The sequence below is a fragment of the Rhodovulum sp. PH10 genome (assembly GCF_000293785.1).
Classification (GTDB): domain Bacteria; phylum Pseudomonadota; class Alphaproteobacteria; order Rhizobiales; family Xanthobacteraceae; genus Rhodoplanes.
This window is the reverse complement of record NZ_AKZI01000008.1, coordinates 139683-162209: the sequence shown is the minus strand read 5'-3', so window position 1 is coordinate 162209 and position 22527 is coordinate 139683. Positions and strand designations below refer to the sequence as shown.

The window sequence follows — 22527 nt, the reverse complement described above, 5'->3', positions numbered from 1 at the left end:
ACAAGTCCGAAGGGGCGCGGCGCCTTCGGACCGGGCGGGGAGACGCCCGCATCCTGCGCCGTTTGCCCAAATTTTCACCGGGGCGCCGCCGAACGGATCGGCTTGTCGTCGGATCGGGCAGTCTGCCATGGTGGGAGCCCGGTCGACCCCCGACCTCGAACGCGATTCCCCTGACGCGAAAGGTGCCGGACGTGGAGTTCTCGGTCTTCGAGCTGGTGCTCGTCGAGTGGCTGAGTGCGGTGCTGCGGTGGCTGCACGTGGTGGCGGCGATCGGCTGGATCGGCAGCTCGTTCTATTTCATCCATCTCGATCTGAGCCTGAAGGCGCGGCCCGAGCGCCCGGCGGGCGTCGCCGGCGACGCCTGGCAGGTGCACGGCGGCGGCTTCTATCACATCCTCAAATACGTGGTGGCGCCGGCGCGGATGCCGGACGAGCTGACCTGGTTCAAATGGGAGGCTTATGCCACCTGGCTGTCCGGTTTTGCGCTGCTGGTCGTCGTCTACTACATGCAGGCCGACCTCTTCCTGATCGACCCGGCGGTGATGCGGCTGACCGCGCCGCAGGCGGCGGGGCTCGCCTGTCTCACGCTCGCCGTCGCCTGGCTCGCCTACGAGGGTTTGTGCCGCTCGCCGCTCGGCCGGCACGAGCTGGCGTTGTCGCTGGTCGGCTTCGTGTTTCTGGTCGCAGTGACGTTCGGCTTCACCCACGTGTTTTCCGGGCGCGGTGCGCTCACCCAGATCGGCGCGCTGATCGGCACCATCATGGTGGCGAACGTGTTCGTGGTGATCATCCCGCATCAGAAGAAGACCGTGGCGGCGCTGATCGCCGGCGAGACGCCGGACCCGCGCTGGAGCGCGATCGGCAAGCAGCGCAGCGTGCACAACAACTATCTCACGCTGCCGGTCGTTTTTTTGATGCTGTCGAACCACTATCCGCTGGTGTTCGCGACCCGCTGGAACTGGCTGATGGTCGCGATCGTGCTCGCGATCGGCCCGGTGATCCGCCACTTCTTCAACACCCGGCACGCCGGCAAGGGCAGCCCGTGGTGGACCTGGGGGGTAGCGGCGGCCGGTGTCGCGGCGATCGTGGCGCTGTCGATGGCGGGACCGCGCGGGGTCGACGTCGACACCGGCGCGCTGCCGGCGACGCCGAGCTTTGCCGAGGTCGGCGACGTCGTGATCTCACGCTGCAGCATGTGCCACGCCAAGGAGCCGGTGTGGGCCGGCCTCGCCCACGCGCCGAAGGGCGTGCGGCTCGACGAGCCGGACGAAATCCGCCGGCATGCGCGGATGATCGCGGTTCAGGCGGTGCATTCGAGCGCGATGCCGCCCGGCAACGTCACCGAGATGACCGGTGACGAGCGCCGCCTCCTCGCCGCCTGGCTCGCCGCCGGCGCGCCGGAGTGAATGTCGTGGTGACAGAGTCGCACCTCGTCCAGAGGAGCGCGCCGTAGGAGTGCGTCGCGAGGCAGGAGGGCACATCGGGCCTTCACCTCTTCCCGCTCGCGCTCCGGCATGCACACAGGTTCAAAATGCTCGGTGTTTCAGTGAGAGCCGCGGGATCGCCAGGCTCTCCGCCGTCATCGCCGGGCTTCGACCCGGCGATCCATCGCACCGAAAACAGAGACATTTTCAATTTTGATGGATGCGCGGGTCGAAGCCCGCGCATGACGGATGCATGCATCCGAAGCGATGTGTGCACGCCAGGGCACACGGCCAGGAGCGGGTGAGCCCCCGTCAAAAACCCCAGCGGTTCGCAAAACTGGAGGAGGAGCGCACCGGCTGGGCGCCGCTGATCAGCGTGCTGCCGGTGAAGGCGGTGGAGCCGGCGTCGGCCGCGGGAGCGTCGGAATTCGGCTGCGCCGTCGCCACCTGCGGCTTTGCGGGCGCCTGGGTCTGCACCTGCTGCGGGCGGGCCGGCGCCGGGCGGATCGCGCCGTTGGCCGGGCGCGACGAGGTCGAGGCGAGCGCGGGGCCGCTCGACCGGACGGGTGCGGGCGCCGGGCGCGGGGTCGGCGCGGCGCGGGTCGCGACCGCGGCCGGCTCGGCCTGCGCGGCCGGAGCGCCTTGCTGCTTCTGGCCGAAGCCGAGCCAGCCCTTCACCTTGCCCATGCCGTCCGAGCCGCCGGACCCGGCGTCGGCAGGCGCGGCCTGCGGCGCGGCGTTGCTCTCGCCCTTGCTGTCGTAGAGCGAGCCGAAAAAGTTCGCCGAGTGGTCGGCCGAGGCGACGCTCACCGCCGGCGAGGCGACCGGCTCGTATTTCGGCATGTAGACCAGCGTCGCCTTGCCGCCCGGCTCGCTCGGCGGCAACTTGGCCACCGTGCGCCCGTTGGCGACGAAGGTGTCGGAGGTGTCGAGCTTGGCGTAAAAACTCGGATGCATGCCGCCGTCGCCGTCGTTGCGCGCCGCGACCGGGCGGATGCCCTGCGACACCGCCTGCGCGAACAGGTGCTCGTCGCGGTCCTCCTTGGCCTTCACCGCGGAGGCGATCTCGGCCGGCACCTGATAGGCCGGGCAGCGGCCGGCAGGATCGAAGTCGCCCGAGACCGGCGTCGCGTCGAACACGTAGCGGCGCTCGCACACGTCGACCTTCGGCTCCTGCCGGGTGACCTCGAAATGGTCGTTGCCTTCCTTGATCATCCGCCAGAACGCCATGTGCGGGCTGTCGCGGTGGCGCGCCATGTTCACCGCCGTCATGCGGAACGGATAGGCCTGCACCTGAAAGCTCTTCTGGCCGCCGAGAAAGGCCTCGCGGCCGAGCGAGTAGATTTCCGAGATCTGCTCGTCGGTCATCGCGTAGCAGCCGGCGGACGAGCAGTCGCCATGGACCATCAGGAACTGGCCGGTGCGGCCGTTGGCCTTGTCGTAGGCGTTCGGGAAGCCGAGATTGAACGCGAGATAGTAGCTCGAGTTCGGGTTCATCTGGCCCGGCGTGATGGCGTAGAACCCTTCCGGCGCTTGGCGGTCGCCCTGCTTGATCTTCGGGCCGAGCGCGCCCGACCAGCGGCAGATCGGGTAGGTCTTCAGGAGGGCGTAGCGGCCGGAGCTGGTCTGCTTCCAGACCTCGAGCTCGGCCTCCTCCTTGAAGATGCGCACCAGGATCGGCGACTCGATCGGCATGCTCTTGGCGGCGAGGGTCGCCTTCATCTCCCGCGAGAGCGGTTGCATGGCCTTGCTCGGGATGCCGGAAATCCCGTCCGTCTGGCACCCCGCCAGCGCGACCGACACTGCGATCGCCGCCGACGCCATGAGCGCGCGGACCACGGCCGAACCACGGATCAAGAGGCACTCCCCCCAGAAAACCCCATACCGATCGACCCGTTAGCGCGGAGTTGTGGTTTATCCGTGGCAGCGGGTCGGGTCCGGCGTCGGCCGGCGACGGCGTGGCGTCGCCCGTGCGGCGGGACGGTTCGACGCTGGTGCCGATTGGTTGCGATCGGGTTAACGGATCGCCGCAAAAGCGAGCCTTTGCACCGCCGCGTCGGCCGCCGACCGGAGCCGCCGGAGCCGCCGGAGCCGCCGACACGGCCGGGACGATCGTTCTTCAGTGACCCGACGAGCTTCTCTTCGCGTTCCGCGCGATGGCGGCGGCCATCCGCTCCCACACCGGGGTCGGCATGTCGTGCCCCATGCCCTCGACGATCAGCAGCTCCGCCCCCGGTATGGTCCGGGCGGTATCCTCGCCGGCCTCGACCGGGATCAGCGGATCGGCGGACCCGTGGATCACCAGGGTCGGAGCGGCAATCGACGAAAGCGCCGGTCGTCGGTCGCCGGAGGCGATCACCGCCACGTTCTGGCGCACCATGCCCTGCGGACAGAAGGACCGGTCGTAGCCGGTCGCCAGAAACGTCCGGGCGCGCGCCTCCTCGAACGGAAACCCGGGGCTCCAGATCGCCCGCCAGACCGCGAGGTTGTGCTCGACATAGGCCTCACGCTCCGACGGCGCCGGCGCCAGGACGGCGGCGATCGCCTCCGGCCGGCCGTGCGGAAGCCCCGGATTGCCCGTGCTCGACATGATCGAGGTCAGGCTCGAGACCCGGTGCGGATGCCGGCAGGCGACGATTTGAGCGATCATCCCGCCCATCGAGGCGCCGCAGACATGCGCGGCCCCGATCCCGAGGGAGTCGAGCAGGCCGGCCGCGTCGTCCGCCATGTCGTCGAGGGAATAGGGCGGCTCCACCCGCCTGCCTTCTCTGACGGCCGTCACCACCGCCGAGATGTCCGGCGTCCCGGCCGCGTCGAATTTCGTCGAGAGGCCGGCGTCGCGGTTGTCGAACCGGATGACGAAGTGACCGGCTCTCGCCAGCATCTCACAGAATTCGGCGTCCCAGAACGTCAGCTGGGCCCCGCTTCCGGCAACCAGCAGGAGTGCCGACAACCTTCTGTCGCCAAACGTGTCGTAGGCGATCCGAATGCCGTTCGCCCCGATATCGGGCATTTCATTCCCCATGCCCGCCGCTGGAGTACCGCCCCTGCGGAGGTCGGGCGGGGCGGCCTCGGCCGGGCCTCGGCCGCCGTGCGAGGTCCGCTCAGGCGAGCGTGCGGCCGATCGCCAAAAACTTGTCGCGGCGATGCTGGCGCACCGCCTCGGGGCCGAGCTCGCGCAGCTCGTCGAACGCCTTGGCGATGGCGTCACCGGTGGCGTTGATCACCGCCGCCCAGTCGCGATGGGCGCCGCCCACCGGCTCGCGGACGATGTCGTCGATCACCCCGAGCTTCAGGAGGTCGTCGGCGGTGATCTTCATGTTGGTCGCCGCCTCCTGCGCCTTGCCGCTGTCGCGCCACAGGATCGAGGCCGCCCCTTCGGGCGAGATCACGCTGTAGATCGCGTGCTCGAGCATCAAGACCTTGTTGGCGGTGGCGATGGCGATGGCGCCGCCCGAGCCGCCCTCGCCGATCACCACGGAAACGTTCGGCACCCTCAGGTCGAGGCAGGCGGCGGTCGAGCGGGCGATCGCCTCGGCCTGGCCGCGCTCTTCCGCGCCGATCCCCGGATAGGCGCCGGCGGTGTCGACCAGGCAGAGCACCGGCACCTCGAAGCGGTCGGCGAGCTCCATCAGGCGCACCGCCTTGCGGTAGCCTTCCGGCATCGCCATGCCGAAATTGCGCTTGATGCGGCTTTCGGTGGAGGAGCCCTTCTCCTGGCCGATCACGCACACGCTCTCGCCGCGGAAGCGGCCGAAGCCGCCGACGATCGCCTCGTCCTCGCCGAATTTCCGGTCGCCGGCGAGCGGCGTGAAGTCGGCGATCAGGCCGCCGACATAGTCGAGGCAGTGCGGCCGCTGCGGATGGCGCGCGACCTGCGTCTTGTTCCACGGCGTGAGGGCGGCATAGAGGCCCTTCAGGGCCTCGTCGGCCTTGGCCTCGAGCCGGCCGATCTCCTCGCCGATCTCCACCGCCCCATCGGGCTTTTCGAGCGCGCGAAGCTCCTCGATCTTGGCTTCGAGCTCGGCGACCGGCTTTTCGAAATCGAGATAACTGCGCATTGCGATTGCGGGATCGATCAGGAACCACCGCCCGGGCGGCGGCGCGGCACAAGAGGCCCAATGGGCGGGGGAAGTCAAGTTCGACCGACGACCGCCCGAGAACGAAGGCGGAGGACGGGCGTCGAGCGCGCTACTCGCCGAGCCGCGCGAGCTCGGCCTCGACCACCGTCTCCAGCGGGCCGAGCCCGCCGTGGACGGTCTGCCAGATCATCGTCTCGCGAACGCCGTCGTATTCGTGGCGATAGATGTTTCCGGATCCGGCGATCTGCGCCCACGGAATGTGATCGTGCCGCTGCTTCATCTCGGCGGGCAGTCTCCGGGATGCCTCCGAGATGATCTCGAGACACCGGATCACCGCATACATGGTTTTTTGGTCCGCCTTGAACTCGGCGAACGACATTCCCCGCACGAACTCCCGAGCGAGCCTGATGTTCGTCGCAATTCCGGACAGAGCGAGCGCCGGAGATTTAGAAGGCATAAATCGAATCTCGTACGACGTCGTCGCGAATCATCGGCTTTATCGTCTCGCGATCGACGACGTCGACCGCGACGGGAAACAATTCTTCGATGTAATTTTTCAAGCCGACATACTGGAAGACGTCCATCGACAGGTCGGGTGCGAGGTCGATCACGATGTCGACGTCGCTGTCCGGCCGCGCGTCCCCGCGCGCGACCGAGCCGAACAAGGCGGCGTGCATCACGCCGCGCGCACGCAGGTCGTCCCGGTGGCGGCGCAGAATCGCGATGGCGGCCTGCCGGTTCACCGGCGCACTCCCGATGGTTGCTTCCGCCTCACAGAATACCCCGGACGCGAACCCCGTTCCAGCCAGCCGCCCCGCGGCTACGCGAGAACGGCACGGCGCGGCAGTCCGCTACCCCTCGGCGAGCGGGTGGAGGTCGCGGACCATCGCCTTGAGGCGCTCCTCGAGCACGTGGGTGTAGATCTGGGTGGTGGAGATGTCGGCGTGGCCGAGCAGCATCTGCACCGAGCGCAGGTCCGCCCCGTTCTGCAGGAGGTGGCTCGCAAAAGCGTGGCGCAGCACGTGCGGGCTGACCTTTTCGGGCCGCAGCCCGGCGGCGACGGCCAAATCCTTCAGCTCGCGGGCGGCGTGCTGGCGGGTCAGATGACCGGTCTCGCCGAACGAGGGAAACAACCACTTGCTCTCGTGCCGCCCGGCCTCCTTGCCCGCCACGACATAGGCCCGCATCGCCGCGCGCGCCGCGTCGTTGAGGATCACCATGCGCTCCTTGTCGCCCTTGCCGCGCACCACCAGCATCCGCTCGTCGCGCCGGGCGGCCGCGGCCGGCAGCGCGATCAGCTCGGAGACGCGCAGGCCGGTCGCGTAAAGCACCTCGAGCAGGCAGACGAGCCGCAGCCGCCGCAGCCTTTCTCCCTCGGTCACGTCGGCCACCGACGCCTGCAGGCGGGCGGTGTCGAGCAAGCGGTCGACCTCGGCGACGGTGAGAATTTTCGGCAGCGCCCGGCCGCGCTTCGGCCCTTCCAGCACGGCGGCGGGGTCGTCCTTGCGAAACCCCTCGGCATAGAGAAACCGGTAGAGCTGGCGCGTCGCCGACAGCTTTCGCGCGACCGAGGCCGGCTTGAACCCGCGGGCGGCGAGGCCTGCGAGATACGCCCGCAAATCCGAGGTGGAGGCGTCGAGGATCGCCCGACCGACCGCGCCGAGCCGGCCCGCGAGGTCGTCGAGGTCGCGGGAATAGGCAGCGAGCGTGTTCTTGCCGGCGCCGCGCTCGGCGGCGATCATGTCGAGAAACAGCGCGACGTGCCGGTCGCCGCGACCCGCGGTCGCGGCCTTCGCCCTGCCCTTCGCCCCGGGCGTTTTTTTCGCGGGCGTGGCGCACGGCTTCACGGCTGGCTTTTTGTCGGCTGCGACCTTCCCGGCTGCGACCTTCACGGCGGCCGTCCTGGCGGCCGGCGGGCGGCCCGCGGGTTTCTTCACCATCGGAGCGTCAGCGCGGCGGCTCGAGGAAACGGTCCGGCGGCACCGTCACGCTGATCTGGCGCGGCGGCACGGTGACGAACGTCGTCAGCGCCAGCATCGCCGCATAGGCGAGCCCGGCGATGATCGCGAGGACGGTGAGCAGGCGAAACAGGCTCGGCATGGCGGATCCCGTGGCGGCGGAGGCCAGTTCCGACGGGGCCGAGTACGATCACGTTCGGAACCGGCTGGCAACCCCCAGCGCCGCCGCGAGCCGATGGACGACCCGGCGGACGAAACGCCGAACCGGCGTTCGCCCGCGACGCCGTGCCCGCGCCGCCGCAGGGGTTTTTTCCGGCTCGAGCGGCAGCGTGACGCAGAACCGGCTCGGCACGCCGGGCAATGGCGCGACCACCGCGTCGCCGCCGTGCAGCCGGGCGATCCGCCGCACCAGCGACAGGCCGAGCCCTGTGCCGCGCGAATCGCCGGCGAGCCGGACGAACGGCGCAAACACCTGCTCGTGCCGCTCGGGCGGGACGCCCGGCCCGGCATCGGCGACCACCAGCACCGCCCGCCCGCTTTGTTCGCGCGTCAGCCGAACCTCGACCGGCGGCTTGCCGTAGCGCTCGGCGTTCTCGAGCAGGTTGCGCACCATCCGCCGCAACAGCCTCGGATCGGCCTGGAGCGTCACCGGCTCGCCGTCGAGCGTGCAGTCCCAGCGCGCCCCCTCCTCCGCCACCAGCGCGAGCAGGTCGACCTCCTCCAGCGCGGGTGCCGTGTCGACCGCATCGAGCCGGCTCGCCAGCAGGATTTCCTCGACGAGCGCGTCCAGCTCGGCGATGTCGCGCTCGAGGTCGGCGGCGTGGCGGGGATCGGGCCGGGTCTTCATCAGCTCGACCCCGAGCCGGATGCGCGAGAGCGGCGTGCGCAACTCGTGCGAGGCGTTGGCGAGCAGCAGGCGATGGGCGCCGACCAAGTCCTCGATGCGGGCGGCGGCGCGATTGAAGCTTTCGGCGAGCCGCGCCACCTCGTCGCGGCCCTCGACCGGCACGCGCGCCGCGAGATGGCCGGCGCCGAGCGTCTCCACCCCCGCCTGCAGCGCCTCGAGCCGACGCGTCAGCCCGCGCACCACCGGGAAGGCGGCGACCGCGACCACCACGGCGATCACCGCCAGCACGAGCACCAGCGCCAGAACGGGGCTGCGGTGATGCGGCGGCGGGCGGGCGACCAGCCAGCGGTCGTCCGGCAGGCGAAAGCTCCACGCCGGCCCCCCGCGCCCAAAGACCCAGCCGCTCTCGCGCTGCGGATCGGGCAGCGGCAGCGGCCGGCCGGAGGTGGCGATCAGGCCGAGATTTGGGCCATAGAGGGTGAGATCGATACGCAGGCGGTGCGACAGCGCCTCCACCGCGCGCTGCTGCTCGGGCGCCGGGGTGTCGGCCGGCGGCAGCGCGGCGGCGGCGAGCTCGCCGGCGAACTCGAAGCCCTGGCCGACCGGCGGCCCGCCCGGCCCGAACCGCCACGCCACACCCGCCACCGCCACCAAAAGCACCAGGCTGCCGATGATGGTGAGATAGATTTTTTGGTAGAGCCGACGCATCGCCTACCCGCCGACCGCCGCTCGAGAGGGTGAAAGCCGCGACGATCGTGGTGCGCACGACGAACGCATCCGCCTACTCCTGCACCTTGGAAAAGACGTAGCCGGCACCGCGCACGGTGATCACCCGGCGCGGCTTTTTCGGGTCGTCCTCGATCGCCGCGCGGATGCGCGAGACGTGGACGTCGATCGAGCGGTCGAACGCCTCCAGCCGCTCGTGCTTCATCCGGTCCATGATGGTGTCGCGGGTGAGCACCCGCCCGGCGCTCTCGGCGAGCAGCGCCAAGAGGTCGAACTGGTGCGGCGTCAGGGCGCACGGCTCGCCGTCGAGCCGCGCCTGCCGCGCCCCGAGGTCGATCTCGAGCCTTCCGAACCGCAGGATCTCGCTCGACGTCTCGCCGCCCTTGGCACGGCGCAGGATCGCCTTCAGGCGGGCCAGAAGCTCGCGCGGCTCGAACGGCTTCGGCAGATAGTCGTCGGCACCGATCTCCAGCCCGACCACCCGGTCCATCGCGTCGCCGCGGGCGGTGAGCATCAGGATCGGCGTGCGGGCACGGGTGCGAATGGTGCGGCAGACGTCGAGCCCGTCGATGTCCGGCAGCATCAAATCGAGCACCAGCGCGTCGAAGTTTTCACGATCGTGCAGCGCGATGCCGGCATTGCCGGTCGGGGCGATCGTCACCGCGAAGCCGGAGGCACCGAGATAGCTCTGCACCATCTCGGCGAGCCGGGGGTCGTCCTCGATCAGCAGGATGCGGTCGGTCACGGAGGCGTCTCGGAGGGCGAGTAGCGAATGGCGAGTGGCGAGTGGCGAGTGGCGAGTGGCGAGCGAGTGTAGAGCGCCGCCGTCCAGGAGGGAACGGCGGCGCTCACCGACATCAGCCGCGGGACCAGCCGTGCCGGAAGCCGAACATCGGCATGCGATCGCCGATCCGGCGCCGCTGCTCGGGGGTCAGGACGTCGGCGGCCTCGCCGAGCCCCTGGGTGATACGCTTGCTCGCCGCATCGGCGAGCGCGATCTGGTCGGCCCGCAGCTTCTCCAGCGCGGCGTGGTCGACCTTTTCGGCGAGCAGCAGGTCCCGCCCGGTCTCGCGCGCCGTGCGCAGCTTGTCGCGCATCGGCAGGACGTCGGCGAGCGTCGCCTTGACGATGCCGCGCAGCTTCTCCTGCTGCTCGGTGGTGGCGTCGATCTCGATCGCCAGATGGCGCACCATGCGGTCGGCGCGCTGCTCGATCTCCGCCGGGTCGAGCCGGCCGAACGGGCCGCCATGGAAGCCGCGAGCGAACGGCGGCGGGCCGAAGCCGAACCCCTCGCCGAACGAGGCGGTGGTGAAGATGCCGGCGCCGACCAGGCCGACGGCGAGCGTGCCGAGCACCGCCCACGAGGCGAGCCGGCGGCGCTTTTGGGTTTTGGCCGCGACGGGGCCGCTCGCGGCCGGGCCGGAGGTGGCAGGCTCGGGAGAATGGGTGGTCGGGGAATCGGTCATGGTCGTCTCCTCGTCTCGGATCCGGCGGTTCGGGGTCCCGGGGTCCATCGCCTCGGCACCCCGCCGTCCGTCGATGGCGCGACTGTGGGAGACCGGCGTTTCGCGGGCTTCTCCGGCATGTAAAGTTTTGTAAAGACGGGTGCTCGCCTTCGCCGCCGTGGACAGGGCAGCGTTGCGGCTGTATCGAGCGAACATTCGCGGAACGGTGGTTCGACTCTTCGGCCGGCCGTTCCGGCGAGGCGAGACCAGGCGACCCGGCGAGGCAGGAGAGCGGCGATGACCGATCACGATGCGGACGACACCGGCCGGATTTGGCCCGCCTTTTCGCGGCCGGCCTTTTTCCCCGCCGCCGCCCGACCGGGCCGAACCCGTGCATCCTGGGGTCGCGCATCCGGGAGCCGTGCATGACCGACCTCGCGCTGCGTCCCGCCACCGAGCCGTCGCCGCTCGCCGCCGCCATCGTGGCCGGGCTCGGCGACCGCTCGCTGGTGCTGATCGGCATGATGGGGGCGGGTAAATCCTCGGTCGGGCGCCGGCTCGCCGCCCGGCTCGGCCTGCCCTTCGTCGACGCCGACACCGAGATCGAGACGGCCGCCGGCATGTCGATCCCGGACATCTTCGCGACCCACGGCGAGGCCTATTTCCGGGCCGGCGAGGCGCGGGTGATCACCCGGCTGCTCGCCGATGGCCCGCGGGTGCTGGCGACCGGCGGCGGCGCCTTCATGAACGACGGCACCCGCGCGCTGATCGCCGCACGCGGCGTATCGGTGTGGCTCGAGGCCGAGCTCGACGTGCTGATGCGGCGGATCCGGCGGCGCTCCGACCGCCCGCTGCTCAAGACCCCCGATCCCGAGGCGACGCTTTCCAAGCTGATCGCGGAGCGCTATCCCGTCTATGCCGCGGCGGACCTCACCGTGCAGTCGCGCGAGGTGCCGCACGAGGTCATCGTCGAAGAGGTCATCGCGGCGGTCGCCGGGCACGTCGCACCGGGATCGTCGTCCGCCGGGAGAACCGCCCCATGAACACCCCCTCTCCCACCGGAGCGGCACCGGCCGCCAAAACGTCTCGCAGCGACGCGCCGGCCGCGCCGCCCCAGGTGGTCGAGGTCGGGCTCGGCGATCGCGCCTACGACATCGTCATCGGCCGCGGCGTTCTGACCGCGCTCGGCGAGCGCCTCGCCGCGCTGAAGCCGGGCGCCAAGGCGGCGCTGGTCAGCGACGTGACGGTCGCCGCGCTGCATCTCGGCGCGGTCGAGAAGGCGCTGGCCGCAGCCGGCATCAAGACCGCGCGGGTGATCGTCGGCGCCGGCGAGGGCTCGAAGTGCTTCTCCACCCTGGAGCAGGTGTGCGACGAGCTGTTGGCCGCGAAGATCGAGCGCGGCGACGTGGTGGTCGCGGTCGGCGGCGGGGTGATCGGCGACCTCGCCGGCTTCGCCGCGGCGATCACGCGGCGCGGCCTCGACATCGTGCAGGTGCCGACCACGCTGCTCGCCCAGGTCGATTCCTCGGTCGGCGGCAAGACCGCGATCAACTCCACCCTCGGCAAGAACTTGATCGGCGCCTTCCACCAGCCGATCCTGGTGGTGGCCGACACCGGCCTCCTCGACACGCTGGCGCAGCGCGAGTTTCGCGCCGGCTATGGCGAGGTCGCCAAATACGGGCTGCTCGGCGACGCCGAGTTCTTCTCGTGGCTCGAGGCGAACGCCGCGGAGATCTTCTCCGGCGGCCCGGCGCGCGAGCAGGCGATCGCCCATTGCTGCCGGATGAAGGCCGACATCGTCGCCCGCGACGAGCGCGAGACCGGCGACCGGGCGCTGCTCAATCTCGGCCACACCTTCGGCCACGCCTTCGAGGCGGCGGGCGGCTTCTCGGCAAAGCTCCTGCACGGCGAGGCGGTGTCGATCGGCATGGCGCTGGCGTTCCGCTTCTCGGCCCGGCTCGGCCTCCTGCCGAAGAGCGAGGTGGAGCGGGTGGTGCGCCATCTGGCGAGCGTCGGCCTGCCGACGCGCGCCGCCGACGTGCCGTTCCGCTGGCCCGACGCCGACCGGATGATGGATTTGATGGCGCAGGACAAGAAGGTGAAGCGCGGCAAGCTGACCTTCGTGCTGGTGCGCGGCATCGGCCGTGCCTATGTGACGCGCGAGGTCGATCCGAACGACGTGCGCGCCTTCGTCGCCGGCGAGCTGGCGTAAGCGTCTTCCGGACGCGAGCCCGGCGGGCACCGGCACGCCGGCCGGAGTCGTCCGCCCGTCACCGGGACGGCGCACACGATTGCTCGGAGCGGCCCCGCATGCCGTCCACCGGGTCCGCCGCCCACCGGATTCGCCGTCCGGCGGATCGCCGGTCCCGATGCGACGATACGCCGGCCCGACGCCCCCGCCCCGGACGTCGGGCTTCCGCCGCCGTGCAACGAGACGAGCGAAGCGAGACACGCGATGGAGATGTCGAACTGGCTGATCGCCGCCGCCGTTCTGGTCTGCCTCATGGCGTCGGCCTTCTTCTCCGGCAGCGAGACGGCGCTGACCGCCTCCTCGCGCGGCGCCATGCTGCACCTCGCCCGCGAGGGCAACGCCCGCGCCGGCATCGTCAACGCGCTACGCGAGGCGCGCGAGCGGCTGATCGGCGCGCTGCTGATCGGCAACAACGTCGCCAACATCGCCGCCTCGGCGATGGCGACCGGCCTGTTTCTCTCCTGGTTCGGCGACGTCGGCGTGTTCTACGCGACCGTCGCGATGACCGCCGTGGTGGTGGTGTTCTGCGAGGTCCTGCCGAAGACCGCGGCGTTCGACAATCCCGACCGCGTCGCGCTGATGGTCGCCCGGCCGATCGCCCTGACGGTCAAGCTGTTCGGGCCGGTGATCTCGGGCGTCACGATCCTGGTGCGCTGGCTGCTGGCGCGGCTCGGCATCGAGATCGGCGCGAGCGTGCCGATCCTGTCGCCGCACGAGGAGCTGCGCGGCGCGGTCGACCTCTTCCACCGCGAGGGCACGGTGGAGAAGCTCGACCGCGACATGCTGGGCGGGCTCCTCAATCTGCGCGACCTCACCGTCGCCGACGTGATGATCCACCGCACCGACGTGATCATGGCGAACGCCTCCGACCCGCCGGAGAAGATCGTCGAGGCGGTGCTGTCGGGGCCGAAGACCCGCGTGCCGCTGTGGCGCGACACGCCGCAAAACATCGTCGGCATCCTGCACGTGAAGGACGTGCTGCGCGCCGCCCACGACGCCGCCGGCGACTTCACCAAGGTCGACGTGGTGGGGCTCGCCCGGCCGGCCTGGTTCGTGCCGGAGATCCGCACGCTGTCCGATCAGCTCAAGGCGTTTCGCCGGCGCAAGTCGCCGTTCGCCCTGGTGGTCGACGAGTACGGCGAATGGATGGGCCTCGTCACCCTCGAGGACATCTTGGAGGAGATCGTCGGCGACATCTCCGACGAGCACGACGTCGAGGTGCCGGGCGTGCGGCCGCAGCCGGACGGCTCGGTGAACGTCGACGGCGCGGTGCCGATCCGCGACCTCAACCGGGCGATGGACTGGGATCTGCCGGACGAGGACGCCACCACCATCGCAGGCCTCGTGATCCACGAGGCGCGCTCGATCCCGGAGCCGGGCCAGAGCTTCACCTTCCACGGCTTCCGCTTCCACGTGCTGCGCAAGCAGCGCAACCGCATCACCGCGCTGCGCATCACGCCGCTGGTGCGCCGCGCCGCCCCGGCCCGCACGGCGGTGTGAGCGGGGGGAGCGGGGGAGCGGGGGGAGGGAAGCGAGCGACCGTTGCCCCTGCCCGAAAACTCAGCGCGGCCGTTCGGACGGCGCGTAATTGCTGAAATGGCCTTCGCGTGCGGCCTGCGCGCGGGCGGACTTGATCAGGCTTCCGCTCTTCGGCTCGGGCGCCGGGCGCGACACCAGCCGTGCGAGGTCGAGCCCGCCGCAGGCCGGGCACACCGGCGTGTCGGACGAGCGGATCAGAAGTTCGACATCCTTGTCGCAAGTCCCACAATGATAGCCGTAGAGCGGCACGACGGCCTCCCGAATCTCGTTCTCGTCACGAACACATCAGGAACAGATACGGATCACGTCTGCTCCTCCACCTGTCGATCCTCGGCTTTGCAAGCGCCGGGCCAAGTTTCGTCCCGACGAACAAGTCCGTCCGACGAAAAAGCCGCCGCCCCGAGGGACGACGGCTTTGCTTTCGCGCTTCGCTCCGAAGGCCGACGCGGGTCTCTCGCATGAAGACCGGCCGCGCTCCGGCCGGGTCACGGCGAAAGACCTCACATCATCAGGCCCGGCAAGAAGGTCGAGACGAACGGCATCAGCGACAGCAGAAAGAGGCCGACGATCAAGGTGATCAGGAACGGCCAGATCTTGCGCACCAGCTCCCCGATCGGAACGTCCGAGACGCCGCAGGTGGCGAACAGCGCGATGCCGACCGGCGGCGTCGCCATGCCGATCGCCAGCGCGATCACGGTGACGACGCCGAAATGCACCATGTCGATGCCCAGGCTGCGGGCGATCGGCTCGAACACCGGCACCACCAGCAGGATGATCGCCGCCGTCTCCATGAAGGTGCCGAGGATCAGATAGATCACCAGAATCAGCCAGAACAGCACCAGCCAGTTGTCGGAGAGGTTCAGGATGCCCTGCGAGGCCATCTGCGGCACCTGCTCGACCGTCATCAGGAAGCCGAACGGGCTCGCCGCCGCGATCAGCGTCATGATCATCGCCGAGCCGAGCGACGCCTTGTAGAGCACCGGCACCAGATCCTTCAGGCCCATCTCCTTGTAGACGAACAGGCTGACGAACAGGCCCCACACCACGGCGATGCCGGCCGATTCGGTCGGCGTGAAGACGCCCGACATGATGCCACCGAGAATGATGGCAGGCATCATCAGGCCCCACAGCGCATCGAGGAAGGTCTTGGTGCGCTCGCGCCACGACGCGCGCGGCTCGATCGGATAGCCGGCCTTGCGCGCCATGTAGTAGTTGGTGCCGATCAGCATCAGCGCCAGCAGAATGCCCGGCACGATGCCGCCGATCAGCAGCGCGCCGATCGAGACGTTGGCCACCACGCCGAAGATCACCATGGTGATCGAGGGCGGAATGATCACGCCGAGGCACGACGACGCCGCGACCACGGCGGCCGCGTAATCACGCGGATAGCCGCGCGCCTCCATCTCCGGGATCGTCAGCGCGCCGACCGCCGCGGCGGTCGCCGGCGTCGAGCCGGAGATCGCGGCGAAGAAGGCGCAGGCCATCACCGACACCGCGGCCAGGCCGCCGCGGATGTGGCCGACCAGCGTCGAGGCGAGCGCGACGATGCGGCGCGACACGCCGCCGGTCTCCATGATGGCGCCGGCCAGCATGAAGAACGGGATCGCCAAGAGCGGAAACGAGTTGACGCCGGCGACCAGGCGCTGCGGCACTAGGTTCAGCGACATGCCGCCGCCGAACTGCAGCGCCACCACCGAGGCGATGCCGAGCGAGAAGCCGATCGGCACGTTGCAGACGAAGCAGATCAGAAGAGCGGCGACCATCCAGGACAGCATCGGTCCGCCCTCCTCAGCGCACGGTGCGGTGGGCGACGGCGATCGCCGCCGCGGTGTAGACGATCAGCAGCACGCCCATCACCGGCACCGCCGCATAGACCCAGCTCATCGGCAGGCCGAGCGCGGGCGAGTGCTGAAAGCGGGTGAGCTGCACCACGTTCCAGCCGTAGACGATCATCGCCAGGCCGAACAGCGCGATCACCACGTGGATGAAATAGGTGACGACCAGACGCACCGGACGCGGCACCGCGTTGTAGATGATGTCGATGCCGATATGGATGCCTTCCTTCACGCCGATCGCCGCGCCGACGAAGCTCGCCCACACGAACAGGAAGCGCACCATCTCCTCGCTCCAGGCGGGCGCGTCGTTGAAGCCGTAGCGCATCACGACCTGATAGAAGGTCAGCGCCGTCATGATCGCCATCAGCAGGGCCAGAATCCATTTCACGGCGACGTTCAGGCCGGAAAAGCCGAGCGCGATCGCGCCCGCCAGGCCTTGCGGCACACTCATGACCACCTCTCCCGGAACTTCCTCGCACGACGTCCACGACGCCGGAGCGGACCCGCCGCCCCGACGCCGCGGACCCGCCTCACTTCGTCGCGTCGATCGTCTTCTCGACCAGCGCCTTGCCGGCCGCGGCGTCGCCACGCCCGATCTTCTGATAGAACATCGGATAGACCTTCTCACGAGCGGCGGCGGCCCAGACGTTCTTCGTCTCGAGCGGCAGCTCGTTGATCGCCATGCCCTTGTCCTTCAGCTCGGCGGCCATGGTCTTGGCGTAGGTGGCATAGGTGTCGCGCTGGACCTTGCAGGTCTCCTTGGCGGTCGCGGCGAGCACCTCCTGCTGCTTCTTGTCGAGCCGGCTCCAGAACGCCTCCGACACCATCACTTGGCGCGGATAATAGAAGTGGCCGGACAGCGTGAGATACTTCTGCACCTCGTAGAAGCGCTGCGAGTAGATCAGGTTCAGCGGGTTCTCCTGGCCGTCGACGACGCCCTGCTGGAGCGCGCTGTACAGCTCGCCGAACGACATCGGCAGCGCAGCGGCGCCGAACGCCTTCATCGAGGCGACCATCACGTCGCTCTCCATCACGCGGATCTTGAGACCCTCGAGATCGGTCGGCGCGACGATCGGCCGGCGGTTGTTGGTGAAGTGACGGAAGCCGCCGTCGTCGTAGCACATGTGGCGGATGCCGACGTCGAGATACTTCTTCTGGATCATCTGGCCGATCGGGCCGTCGAGCACCTTGTGGGCCACCTCGATCGAGGTGAACATGAAGGGCAGATCCCACACCGCCGCCTCGGGCACGAAGTTGCCCATCGGGCCGTTCTCGATGTCGGCGACCTCCACCGTGCCCATCTGCAGCCCTTCGGCGAGCGTGCGGGCGTCACCGAGCTGGCCGGCCGGATAGAGCTGCACCTTCAGCGTGCCGCCGGAGCGCTCCTCGAGCGTCTTCTTGAAATATTCGGCGGCGACGTTCTGCGGGTCTTCCTTGATGGTGTTGCTGTTGTGGGCGTACTTGACCGTGAAGCTGGCGGCATCGGCGGTCGCGAGCCCGGCGAGCGCCAGGGCGGCGGCGATGCCGAGGGTCGTCACGATTTTCATTCCAATCCCCTTCTTTCTTGCTGCACCGAATGTCTTGCTGCGCCGAACCGGGTTTCGCGCCGAGCCGCCGGCGCCCGTCACGAGGCGCGGGGCCGGGCTCGTCGGCGCCTGTGAAGAAGCGAGGTGAGACCGACGGTGGAGCACCGTCACCGCGTCCCGACGGCCGCCGACGGCAATGTCTCGGGTGATCCGATCGACGATCCGATCGACGATCCCGGCCGGCAGCGTGGTGCGATGAATCCGGGCGAAGCCGACGGCCGGGACATCTTCACCGTTTCGAGGCGCAAACGTGCCGCGCGGTCGAGTCACGACAGCCTCTCGTGCGCCGGGCCACCGGGGCCTGCGCCAATGTCGGTGAAATGATCAGGACCGGGGACACCCGGCCATGTGCTCCGACCGAAAGGTCATACTAAAGTCGGAACCATGTCAATGAGGGGGGCAGTGGGATACCCGGCGTGGTCCGGAAAGCATTGCGTCATGTGCATACATGGATGCTGCCGCGATGCAGCGTATGCTTTGTCGCCGAAGTGGCCGCCGTGCGCGTCGCGCGCAGCTCACTGCTCGCGACGAGCAGCCGCGAGATTGCGCTTCAGCACCGGCTGGTCGGACAGCTCGGCCGCCTTGGCGAAAGCGCGCGCCGCGGCCTCGCGGTCGTGCGCGTGATCGAGCAGCAGCGTGCCGAGATTGTTGAGCGCGACGAAGTCGGTCGGATCCGCCTCGGCGGCGTGGCGAAAGGCGGTCAGCGCGCCGGCCGCGTCGCCGCGCGCGAGATAGGCGTTGCCCTCGGCGAAGGCGTGCTTGCCGGTCATCGCGCGGAAATGCGCGGTGGCGTCCTCGCACAAAGCGAGCCGCCTGGTCAGCAATGCGCGATCCGGGCAATTCTCGTGTTGCAGTGCAGCAGAAATCCGCGCGAGCGCCTTCTCGCGGTCGCCCGAGAGATAGCCGACCTCGGCCAGCGCGCGCAGCACCGCCGGCTGCTCGCCGAACCGCTCCGCCTCCTCGCACAGCAGCGTCTCGGCCTCGGCATGATCGCCGCGCGCGAGGCGCACCAGCGCCAGATTGTGCAGCACCCGCTGCGAGCGCCCCTCGTGCGCCAGCATGCGGCGGAACCAGCGCTCGGCACGCGGATAGTCGGCACGCGCCATCGCATTGAAGGCGAGGCGCTCGTGAAGGCGAAGCAGCAGACGCGACAGCATGGCTCATCCGGAACGAGAAGGGCGGCGCCGACGCCGCCCCGATTCGCAATCGCATTCATGTAAGCGCGAATCGAGAGGCGGCGGCAAACCGCCTCCCGGCTTTCACCCGAACGCCCGCCCACGCGGGCGCCCACTCGCCCGCGGCTCACATCGCGGCGAGCGCGAGCGACAGCAGCCAGGCGGCACCGAAGGCGACCAGGCCGACCACCAGCGTCGCGGTGGTGTACAGCTTGTACGCGACCGCGACCGGCATGTTCGAGAACTGCGACACGACCCAGAAATAGGAGTCGTTGGCGTGCGACACCACCATCGCGCCGGCGCCGATGACGATCGTGGTGATCGCCGGATCGAGCCCGAGCGGACCGAGCAGCGGGGCCATGATCGCCGCGGTGGTGATGATCGCGACGGTGGAGGAGCCTTGCGCGGTCTTCAGCGCCGCCGAGATGGCGAACGGCAGGAAGAGGCCGAGCCGCAGGTCGCCCATGTTGGTGGAGATGAAGTCCTTCATCGGCGAGGCGCCCAACACCTTGCCGAAGGCGCCGCCCGCACCGGTGATCGCCAGGATGATGGCGGCGTCCTTGATGCCCTGCCCCATCCACGAATCGACCGCGAGCGAGAGATGCCGGCGCGGCACCAGGAAGAGGCTGGCGATCACGCCGAGCATCAGCGCGGTCACCGGGTCGCCGACGAAGGCGATGAAGGTGGCGAGATCGCCGGTGCCGAACGGATGCGTCGGATAGGCGGCGATCGACTTCAGGAGGATCAGCACGATCGGCAGCACGAGCGGCAGGAAGCTCATGAAGGCGCTCGGCAGGATCAGATGCTGCGCCACCACCTCGTCGGAGGTCTCCTCGACGCCGGGCGAGATGTCGTACTTGCGGCCGAGCACCAGCGCCCAGGCGAGGCCGGCGAGCGACGCCGGGATCGACACGATCAGGCCGTAGAGGATGACCATGCCGAGATCGGCGTTCAGCGTCGCCGCGGCGGCCAGCGGGCCGGGCGTCGGCGGCACCATCGTGTGCGTGGCATAGAGGCCGGTGGCGAGCGCCACCGCCATCACGCCCATCGAGGTCTTGGTCTCGGCGGCGAGCGCCTTGTTGAGCGGCGTCAGGATGACGTAGCCGGAGTCGCAGAACACCGGGATCGAGACGACGTAGCCGGCGATGTTCATCGCCAGCGGCGCGCGCGAGCGGCCGACCAGCGAGAGGATGGAGCGCGTCATCACCAGCGCGGCGCCGGTCTTCTCCAGGATGTAGCCCATGATCGTCCCGGCGACGATCACGATGCCGATATAAGCGAGCGTCCCGCCGAAACCGTCGCGGATCGTCTTGACGACGTCGAGCGCCGGCATGCCGATCGCGAGCCCGTAGGCGAACGCGACCACGATCAGGACGACGAAGGCGTTGACTTTCCACTTGCCGGTGGCGAGCACGATCAACACGACCGCGGCCGCCAGCAAGAGGATCGAGACCGATCCTGATACCATGTCGATTGTCCCCTGCCGACCGGAGGAGGTGTGTGGGAGTACGGTCGGACAACTCCTCATACGACGGGGTTTCGGATGCCGGCATCAGGAAACTTGCGAAGGTGACGCGGCGCCTCCACCCGCATGCCGATTTTTTGCATGCACGCCTGATGGGAACCCGCGACGCCGCGGTTCCGGTTCCGTCACGCGCCGCAACCGCTGCGTGCTTTCGCACGAAACCGTCCGCGATCCTCCGCGCGGCGCGGGCCGGCGGAACTGATCACATCCGGTCGCAGGCGGGCGACGGCAGAACCACCGCGCGGTTGTCGGAGAGCGGCGCGACGGAGCCGCCGGCCGGCGCCGGCAGCGGCCGCTCGTCGTCCCGCGGCAGGAGCACGGGGGGCGGAACGATATCCTCCGGCAGCGCGGCGAGGCCGGTCCGCCGCATCCAGGCGCCGAGCGCGGGCGACGCGGTGGCGACCGCGAACGGAACCGCGAGCGCGGCGCCGCCCATATAAAGAAGCGCGACCGGCAGTGCCGCCGGATCGGCAAATGCGATAGTGGCGAGCACCACGAGGCCGAAGGCCGTCTGCGGCCAGACGAGGCGGGCCGCGGCGGCGAGGCCGAGCCGGTGGTCGTCGCGCGTCTGGCTCGCCCACCCGGCGGCGCCACCGAACGGCAGGCGCGCCAGCAGCAGCGTGTGCGCGATCGCCATGATCGGCGCGAGCGTTTGCACGAACAGGAGGGCGACGACGATGCCGGCCGCGAATTTTTTCCGCCCGCCATACGCTGCCGAGGTTTTCGCGTGCAGCAAGACGTCGGCGGCGCTGGCGACCTGCGGCGCGACGGTGGTGAAGAACAGCATCGCCACCAGCAAAACCCCGGCGGCGGCATCGATCTCGGCGGCGAGGTCGCCGGCGAGCGCGAGCGCGGCGGTGCCGGCCGAAAGCAGCGCGATCCACACCGGCGAGCCGAGGAACATCAGCATCGCCAGCGCGAGCTGCACGCGGCTCGTCGGCACCAGGCCCGGCAGCGCGAGCAGATGGCGGTACTGCATGTTGCCGCGGCACCAGCGCAGGTCGCGCCGCAAGAACTCGACGAGCGTCGGCGGATTCTCCTCGAAGCCGAGCGTCTCCTCCGGCAGCACGCGCACCTCGTAGCCGGCGCGGCGCATCAGCACCGCCTCGATCTGGTCGTGACTGAGCACCGGCTCGCCGCCGGGCAGCGCCGGCAGCGCGCAACAGGCGATGAAGGGCTTCAGGCGGAGCACCGCGTTGTGGCCCCAATAGGGGCCGCAATCGGCCTGCCACCACGCGCTGCCGAGCGTGTAGGAGCGCATGCCGAGCCGCATCGAGAGCTGAAACAGGCGGGTGAAGGCGCTGGTCGCGGGACGGCCGATCACCAGCGCCTGCAGGATGCCGATCTCGGGCGCGGCCTCCATCAGCCGCACCATGCGCAGCACGGCGGAGGCCGGCATCAAACTGTCGGCATCGAGCACGACGGCGAGGTCGTGCGCCTCGCCGAGCCGGGCGCAGAACTCGGCGATGTTGCCGGCCTTGTAGCCGGTGTTCTCGGTGCGGCGACGATAGGTCACGGCGAGACGCCCGCCGAAACGGGCGGCGAGCGCGCCGGCCAAAGCCTCCTCCTCGGCGGCGATCACCGGGTCGTCGGTGTCGCTGAGGACATAGGCGTGGACGCGCTCGCAAATGCCGGCGGCGGCGAGCCCGTCGAGCAGCGGGCGAAGATTGCTCACCACGCGCTCGGGCCGCTCGTTGCGCACGCACATCAGCACCGCGATCCGGCTTTTTATCGGCGCGTCGGCGCGCAGGCGGCGCACCGCGGGCAGCACCACTGCGACCGGATCGGCACACGCGCGCATGAGCCAAAAGCCGATCACCGCGTTCCAGAAGCCGAGCACCGGCCATGGCAGCGTCGCGGCGAACAGCAGGATCAGGGAAAGCTCGAGGAGACCGATCCCGCCCGGCGCCAGGGTCGCGACCGCGAGCGTGACGAACGCCGCCACGGTGAGCGCGACCAGCCCCGCCACCAGCAGGCGGCGCCGTAGGACGGTGCGCCGTGCGACGGCACGCGGATGCGGCGGCGCATCCGCGCTCTCTCCTTCGTCAGCCATCGCCGTCGGCCCCCGTGCAAGGTGCAGCTCGCGGTCCTATATCGGGAGGGCGAGCGCCCGCTCCAAGCCCCGACGAGAAAC

General features: G+C 69.7%; 22 protein-coding genes. 5 read left to right on the top strand and 17 right to left on the bottom strand.

The annotated features are described in order from the left end of the window. Window positions 1-191: 191 nt before the first annotated feature. Window positions 192-1406 (top strand): urate hydroxylase PuuD, encoded by a 1215-nt coding sequence (locus tag A33M_RS01875; protein WP_008382787.1) that lies wholly within the window; start codon window positions 192-194, stop codon window positions 1404-1406. A gap of 330 nt (window positions 1407-1736) precedes the next feature. Here the strand turns inward: A33M_RS01875 and A33M_RS01870 are convergent, their stop codons facing one another. The 10 genes from A33M_RS01870 to A33M_RS22030 form a co-directional block, all read right to left on the bottom strand. Next, window positions 1737-3167 (bottom strand): L,D-transpeptidase family protein, encoded by a 1431-nt coding sequence (locus A33M_RS01870; protein ID WP_202801758.1) that lies wholly within the window; start codon window positions 3165-3167, stop codon window positions 1737-1739. Window positions 3168-3543: 376 nt separating this feature from the next. Then, window positions 3544-4437: an alpha/beta fold hydrolase gene (locus tag A33M_RS01865; RefSeq protein WP_008382784.1), complete on the bottom strand. Its 894-nt coding sequence runs from the start codon at window positions 4435-4437 to the stop codon at window positions 3544-3546. A gap of 91 nt (window positions 4438-4528) precedes the next feature. Further along, window positions 4529-5485 carry an acetyl-CoA carboxylase carboxyltransferase subunit alpha gene (locus A33M_RS01860; RefSeq protein ID WP_008382782.1) on the bottom strand — a complete coding sequence of 319 codons (957 nt, stop codon included), beginning with the start codon at window positions 5483-5485 and terminating at the stop codon, window positions 4529-4531. 130 nt (window positions 5486-5615) lie between these two features. Next, a complete protein-coding gene (locus tag A33M_RS01855; protein ID WP_040618862.1) occupies window positions 5616-5963 on the bottom strand; it encodes a HepT-like ribonuclease domain-containing protein in 348 nt (115 codons plus the stop codon). Beyond that, a complete protein-coding gene (locus tag A33M_RS01850) occupies window positions 5953-6249 on the bottom strand; it encodes a nucleotidyltransferase family protein (RefSeq protein WP_008382777.1) in 297 nt (98 codons plus the stop codon). The genes A33M_RS01855 and A33M_RS01850 overlap by 11 nt, the downstream gene beginning before the upstream one ends. 108 nt (window positions 6250-6357) lie before the next feature. Further along, window positions 6358-7353 carry a site-specific tyrosine recombinase XerD gene (locus A33M_RS01845; RefSeq protein WP_008382775.1) on the bottom strand — a complete coding sequence of 332 codons (996 nt, stop codon included), beginning with the start codon at window positions 7351-7353 and terminating at the stop codon, window positions 6358-6360. A 100-nt stretch (window positions 7354-7453) separates the two neighbouring features. Beyond that, window positions 7454-7606, bottom strand: coding sequence for a hypothetical protein (locus tag A33M_RS01840; protein ID WP_008382773.1), 153 nt, complete (start codon window positions 7604-7606; stop codon window positions 7454-7456). A 48-nt stretch (window positions 7607-7654) separates the two neighbouring features. Continuing rightward, complete coding sequence (locus A33M_RS01835) at window positions 7655-9019, bottom strand: sensor histidine kinase (protein ID WP_008382770.1); 1365 nt, start codon at window positions 9017-9019, stop codon at window positions 7655-7657. 73 nt (window positions 9020-9092) lie between these two features. Continuing rightward, window positions 9093-9782 (bottom strand): response regulator, encoded by a 690-nt coding sequence (locus A33M_RS01830; RefSeq protein ID WP_008382769.1) that lies wholly within the window; start codon window positions 9780-9782, stop codon window positions 9093-9095. 112 nt (window positions 9783-9894) lie between these two features. Then, a complete protein-coding gene (locus A33M_RS22030; protein ID WP_008382766.1) occupies window positions 9895-10503 on the bottom strand; it encodes a Spy/CpxP family protein refolding chaperone in 609 nt (202 codons plus the stop codon). Between the two features lie 404 nt (window positions 10504-10907). Between A33M_RS22030 and A33M_RS01820 the strand changes: the two genes are divergently transcribed. The 3 genes from A33M_RS01820 (at window position 10908) to A33M_RS01810 (ending at window position 14233) form a co-directional block, all read left to right on the top strand. Further along, a complete protein-coding gene (locus A33M_RS01820; RefSeq protein ID WP_008382765.1) occupies window positions 10908-11525 on the top strand; it encodes a shikimate kinase in 618 nt (205 codons plus the stop codon). Further along, on the top strand, window positions 11522-12694 hold the full coding sequence (gene aroB, locus A33M_RS01815; protein WP_008382762.1) for a 3-dehydroquinate synthase: 1173 nt from the start codon (window positions 11522-11524) through the stop codon (window positions 12692-12694). The genes A33M_RS01820 and aroB overlap by 4 nt, the downstream gene beginning before the upstream one ends. Window positions 12695-12937: 243 nt before the next feature. Then, the gene (locus tag A33M_RS01810) at window positions 12938-14233 is read left to right on the top strand and encodes an HlyC/CorC family transporter (RefSeq protein WP_008382759.1); all 1296 of its coding nucleotides are present in this window, start codon (window positions 12938-12940) and stop codon (window positions 14231-14233) included. A gap of 60 nt (window positions 14234-14293) precedes the next feature. Here A33M_RS01810 and A33M_RS01805 read toward each other — a convergent pair whose 3' ends face one another. The 4 genes from A33M_RS01805 to A33M_RS01790 all read right to left on the bottom strand — a co-directional run bounded on the left by A33M_RS01805 (window position 14294) and on the right by A33M_RS01790 (window position 17654). Next, window positions 14294-14521, bottom strand: coding sequence for an FmdB family zinc ribbon protein (locus A33M_RS01805; RefSeq protein ID WP_008382756.1), 228 nt, complete (start codon window positions 14519-14521; stop codon window positions 14294-14296). A gap of 251 nt (window positions 14522-14772) precedes the next feature. Continuing rightward, window positions 14773-16047 (bottom strand): TRAP transporter large permease, encoded by a 1275-nt coding sequence (locus A33M_RS01800; protein WP_008382753.1) that lies wholly within the window; start codon window positions 16045-16047, stop codon window positions 14773-14775. Between the two features lie 13 nt (window positions 16048-16060). After that, window positions 16061-16558: a TRAP transporter small permease gene (locus tag A33M_RS01795; RefSeq protein WP_008382751.1), complete on the bottom strand. Its 498-nt coding sequence runs from the start codon at window positions 16556-16558 to the stop codon at window positions 16061-16063. A gap of 79 nt (window positions 16559-16637) precedes the next feature. Next, on the bottom strand, window positions 16638-17654 hold the full coding sequence (locus A33M_RS01790) for a DctP family TRAP transporter solute-binding subunit (protein WP_040618860.1): 1017 nt from the start codon (window positions 17652-17654) through the stop codon (window positions 16638-16640). A gap of 135 nt (window positions 17655-17789) precedes the next feature. On the opposite strand from A33M_RS01790, the gene A33M_RS23620 reads away from it, so the two are divergent. Further along, window positions 17790-18017: a hypothetical protein gene (locus A33M_RS23620; protein ID WP_157223287.1), complete on the top strand. Its 228-nt coding sequence runs from the start codon at window positions 17790-17792 to the stop codon at window positions 18015-18017. 191 nt (window positions 18018-18208) lie between these two features. On the opposite strand, the gene A33M_RS01785 is transcribed toward A33M_RS23620, so the two are convergent. The 3 genes from A33M_RS01785 to mdoH form a co-directional block, all read right to left on the bottom strand. Continuing rightward, a complete protein-coding gene (locus A33M_RS01785; protein ID WP_008382747.1) occupies window positions 18209-18850 on the bottom strand; it encodes a hypothetical protein in 642 nt (213 codons plus the stop codon). Window positions 18851-18995: 145 nt separating this feature from the next. Further along, window positions 18996-20336 carry a GntP family permease gene (locus tag A33M_RS01780; RefSeq protein ID WP_008382746.1) on the bottom strand — a complete coding sequence of 447 codons (1341 nt, stop codon included), beginning with the start codon at window positions 20334-20336 and terminating at the stop codon, window positions 18996-18998. A 259-nt stretch (window positions 20337-20595) separates the two neighbouring features. Next, window positions 20596-22446 (bottom strand): glucans biosynthesis glucosyltransferase MdoH, encoded by a 1851-nt coding sequence (gene mdoH / locus A33M_RS01775; RefSeq protein WP_008382744.1) that lies wholly within the window; start codon window positions 22444-22446, stop codon window positions 20596-20598. Window positions 22447-22527: the final 81 nt, after the last annotated feature.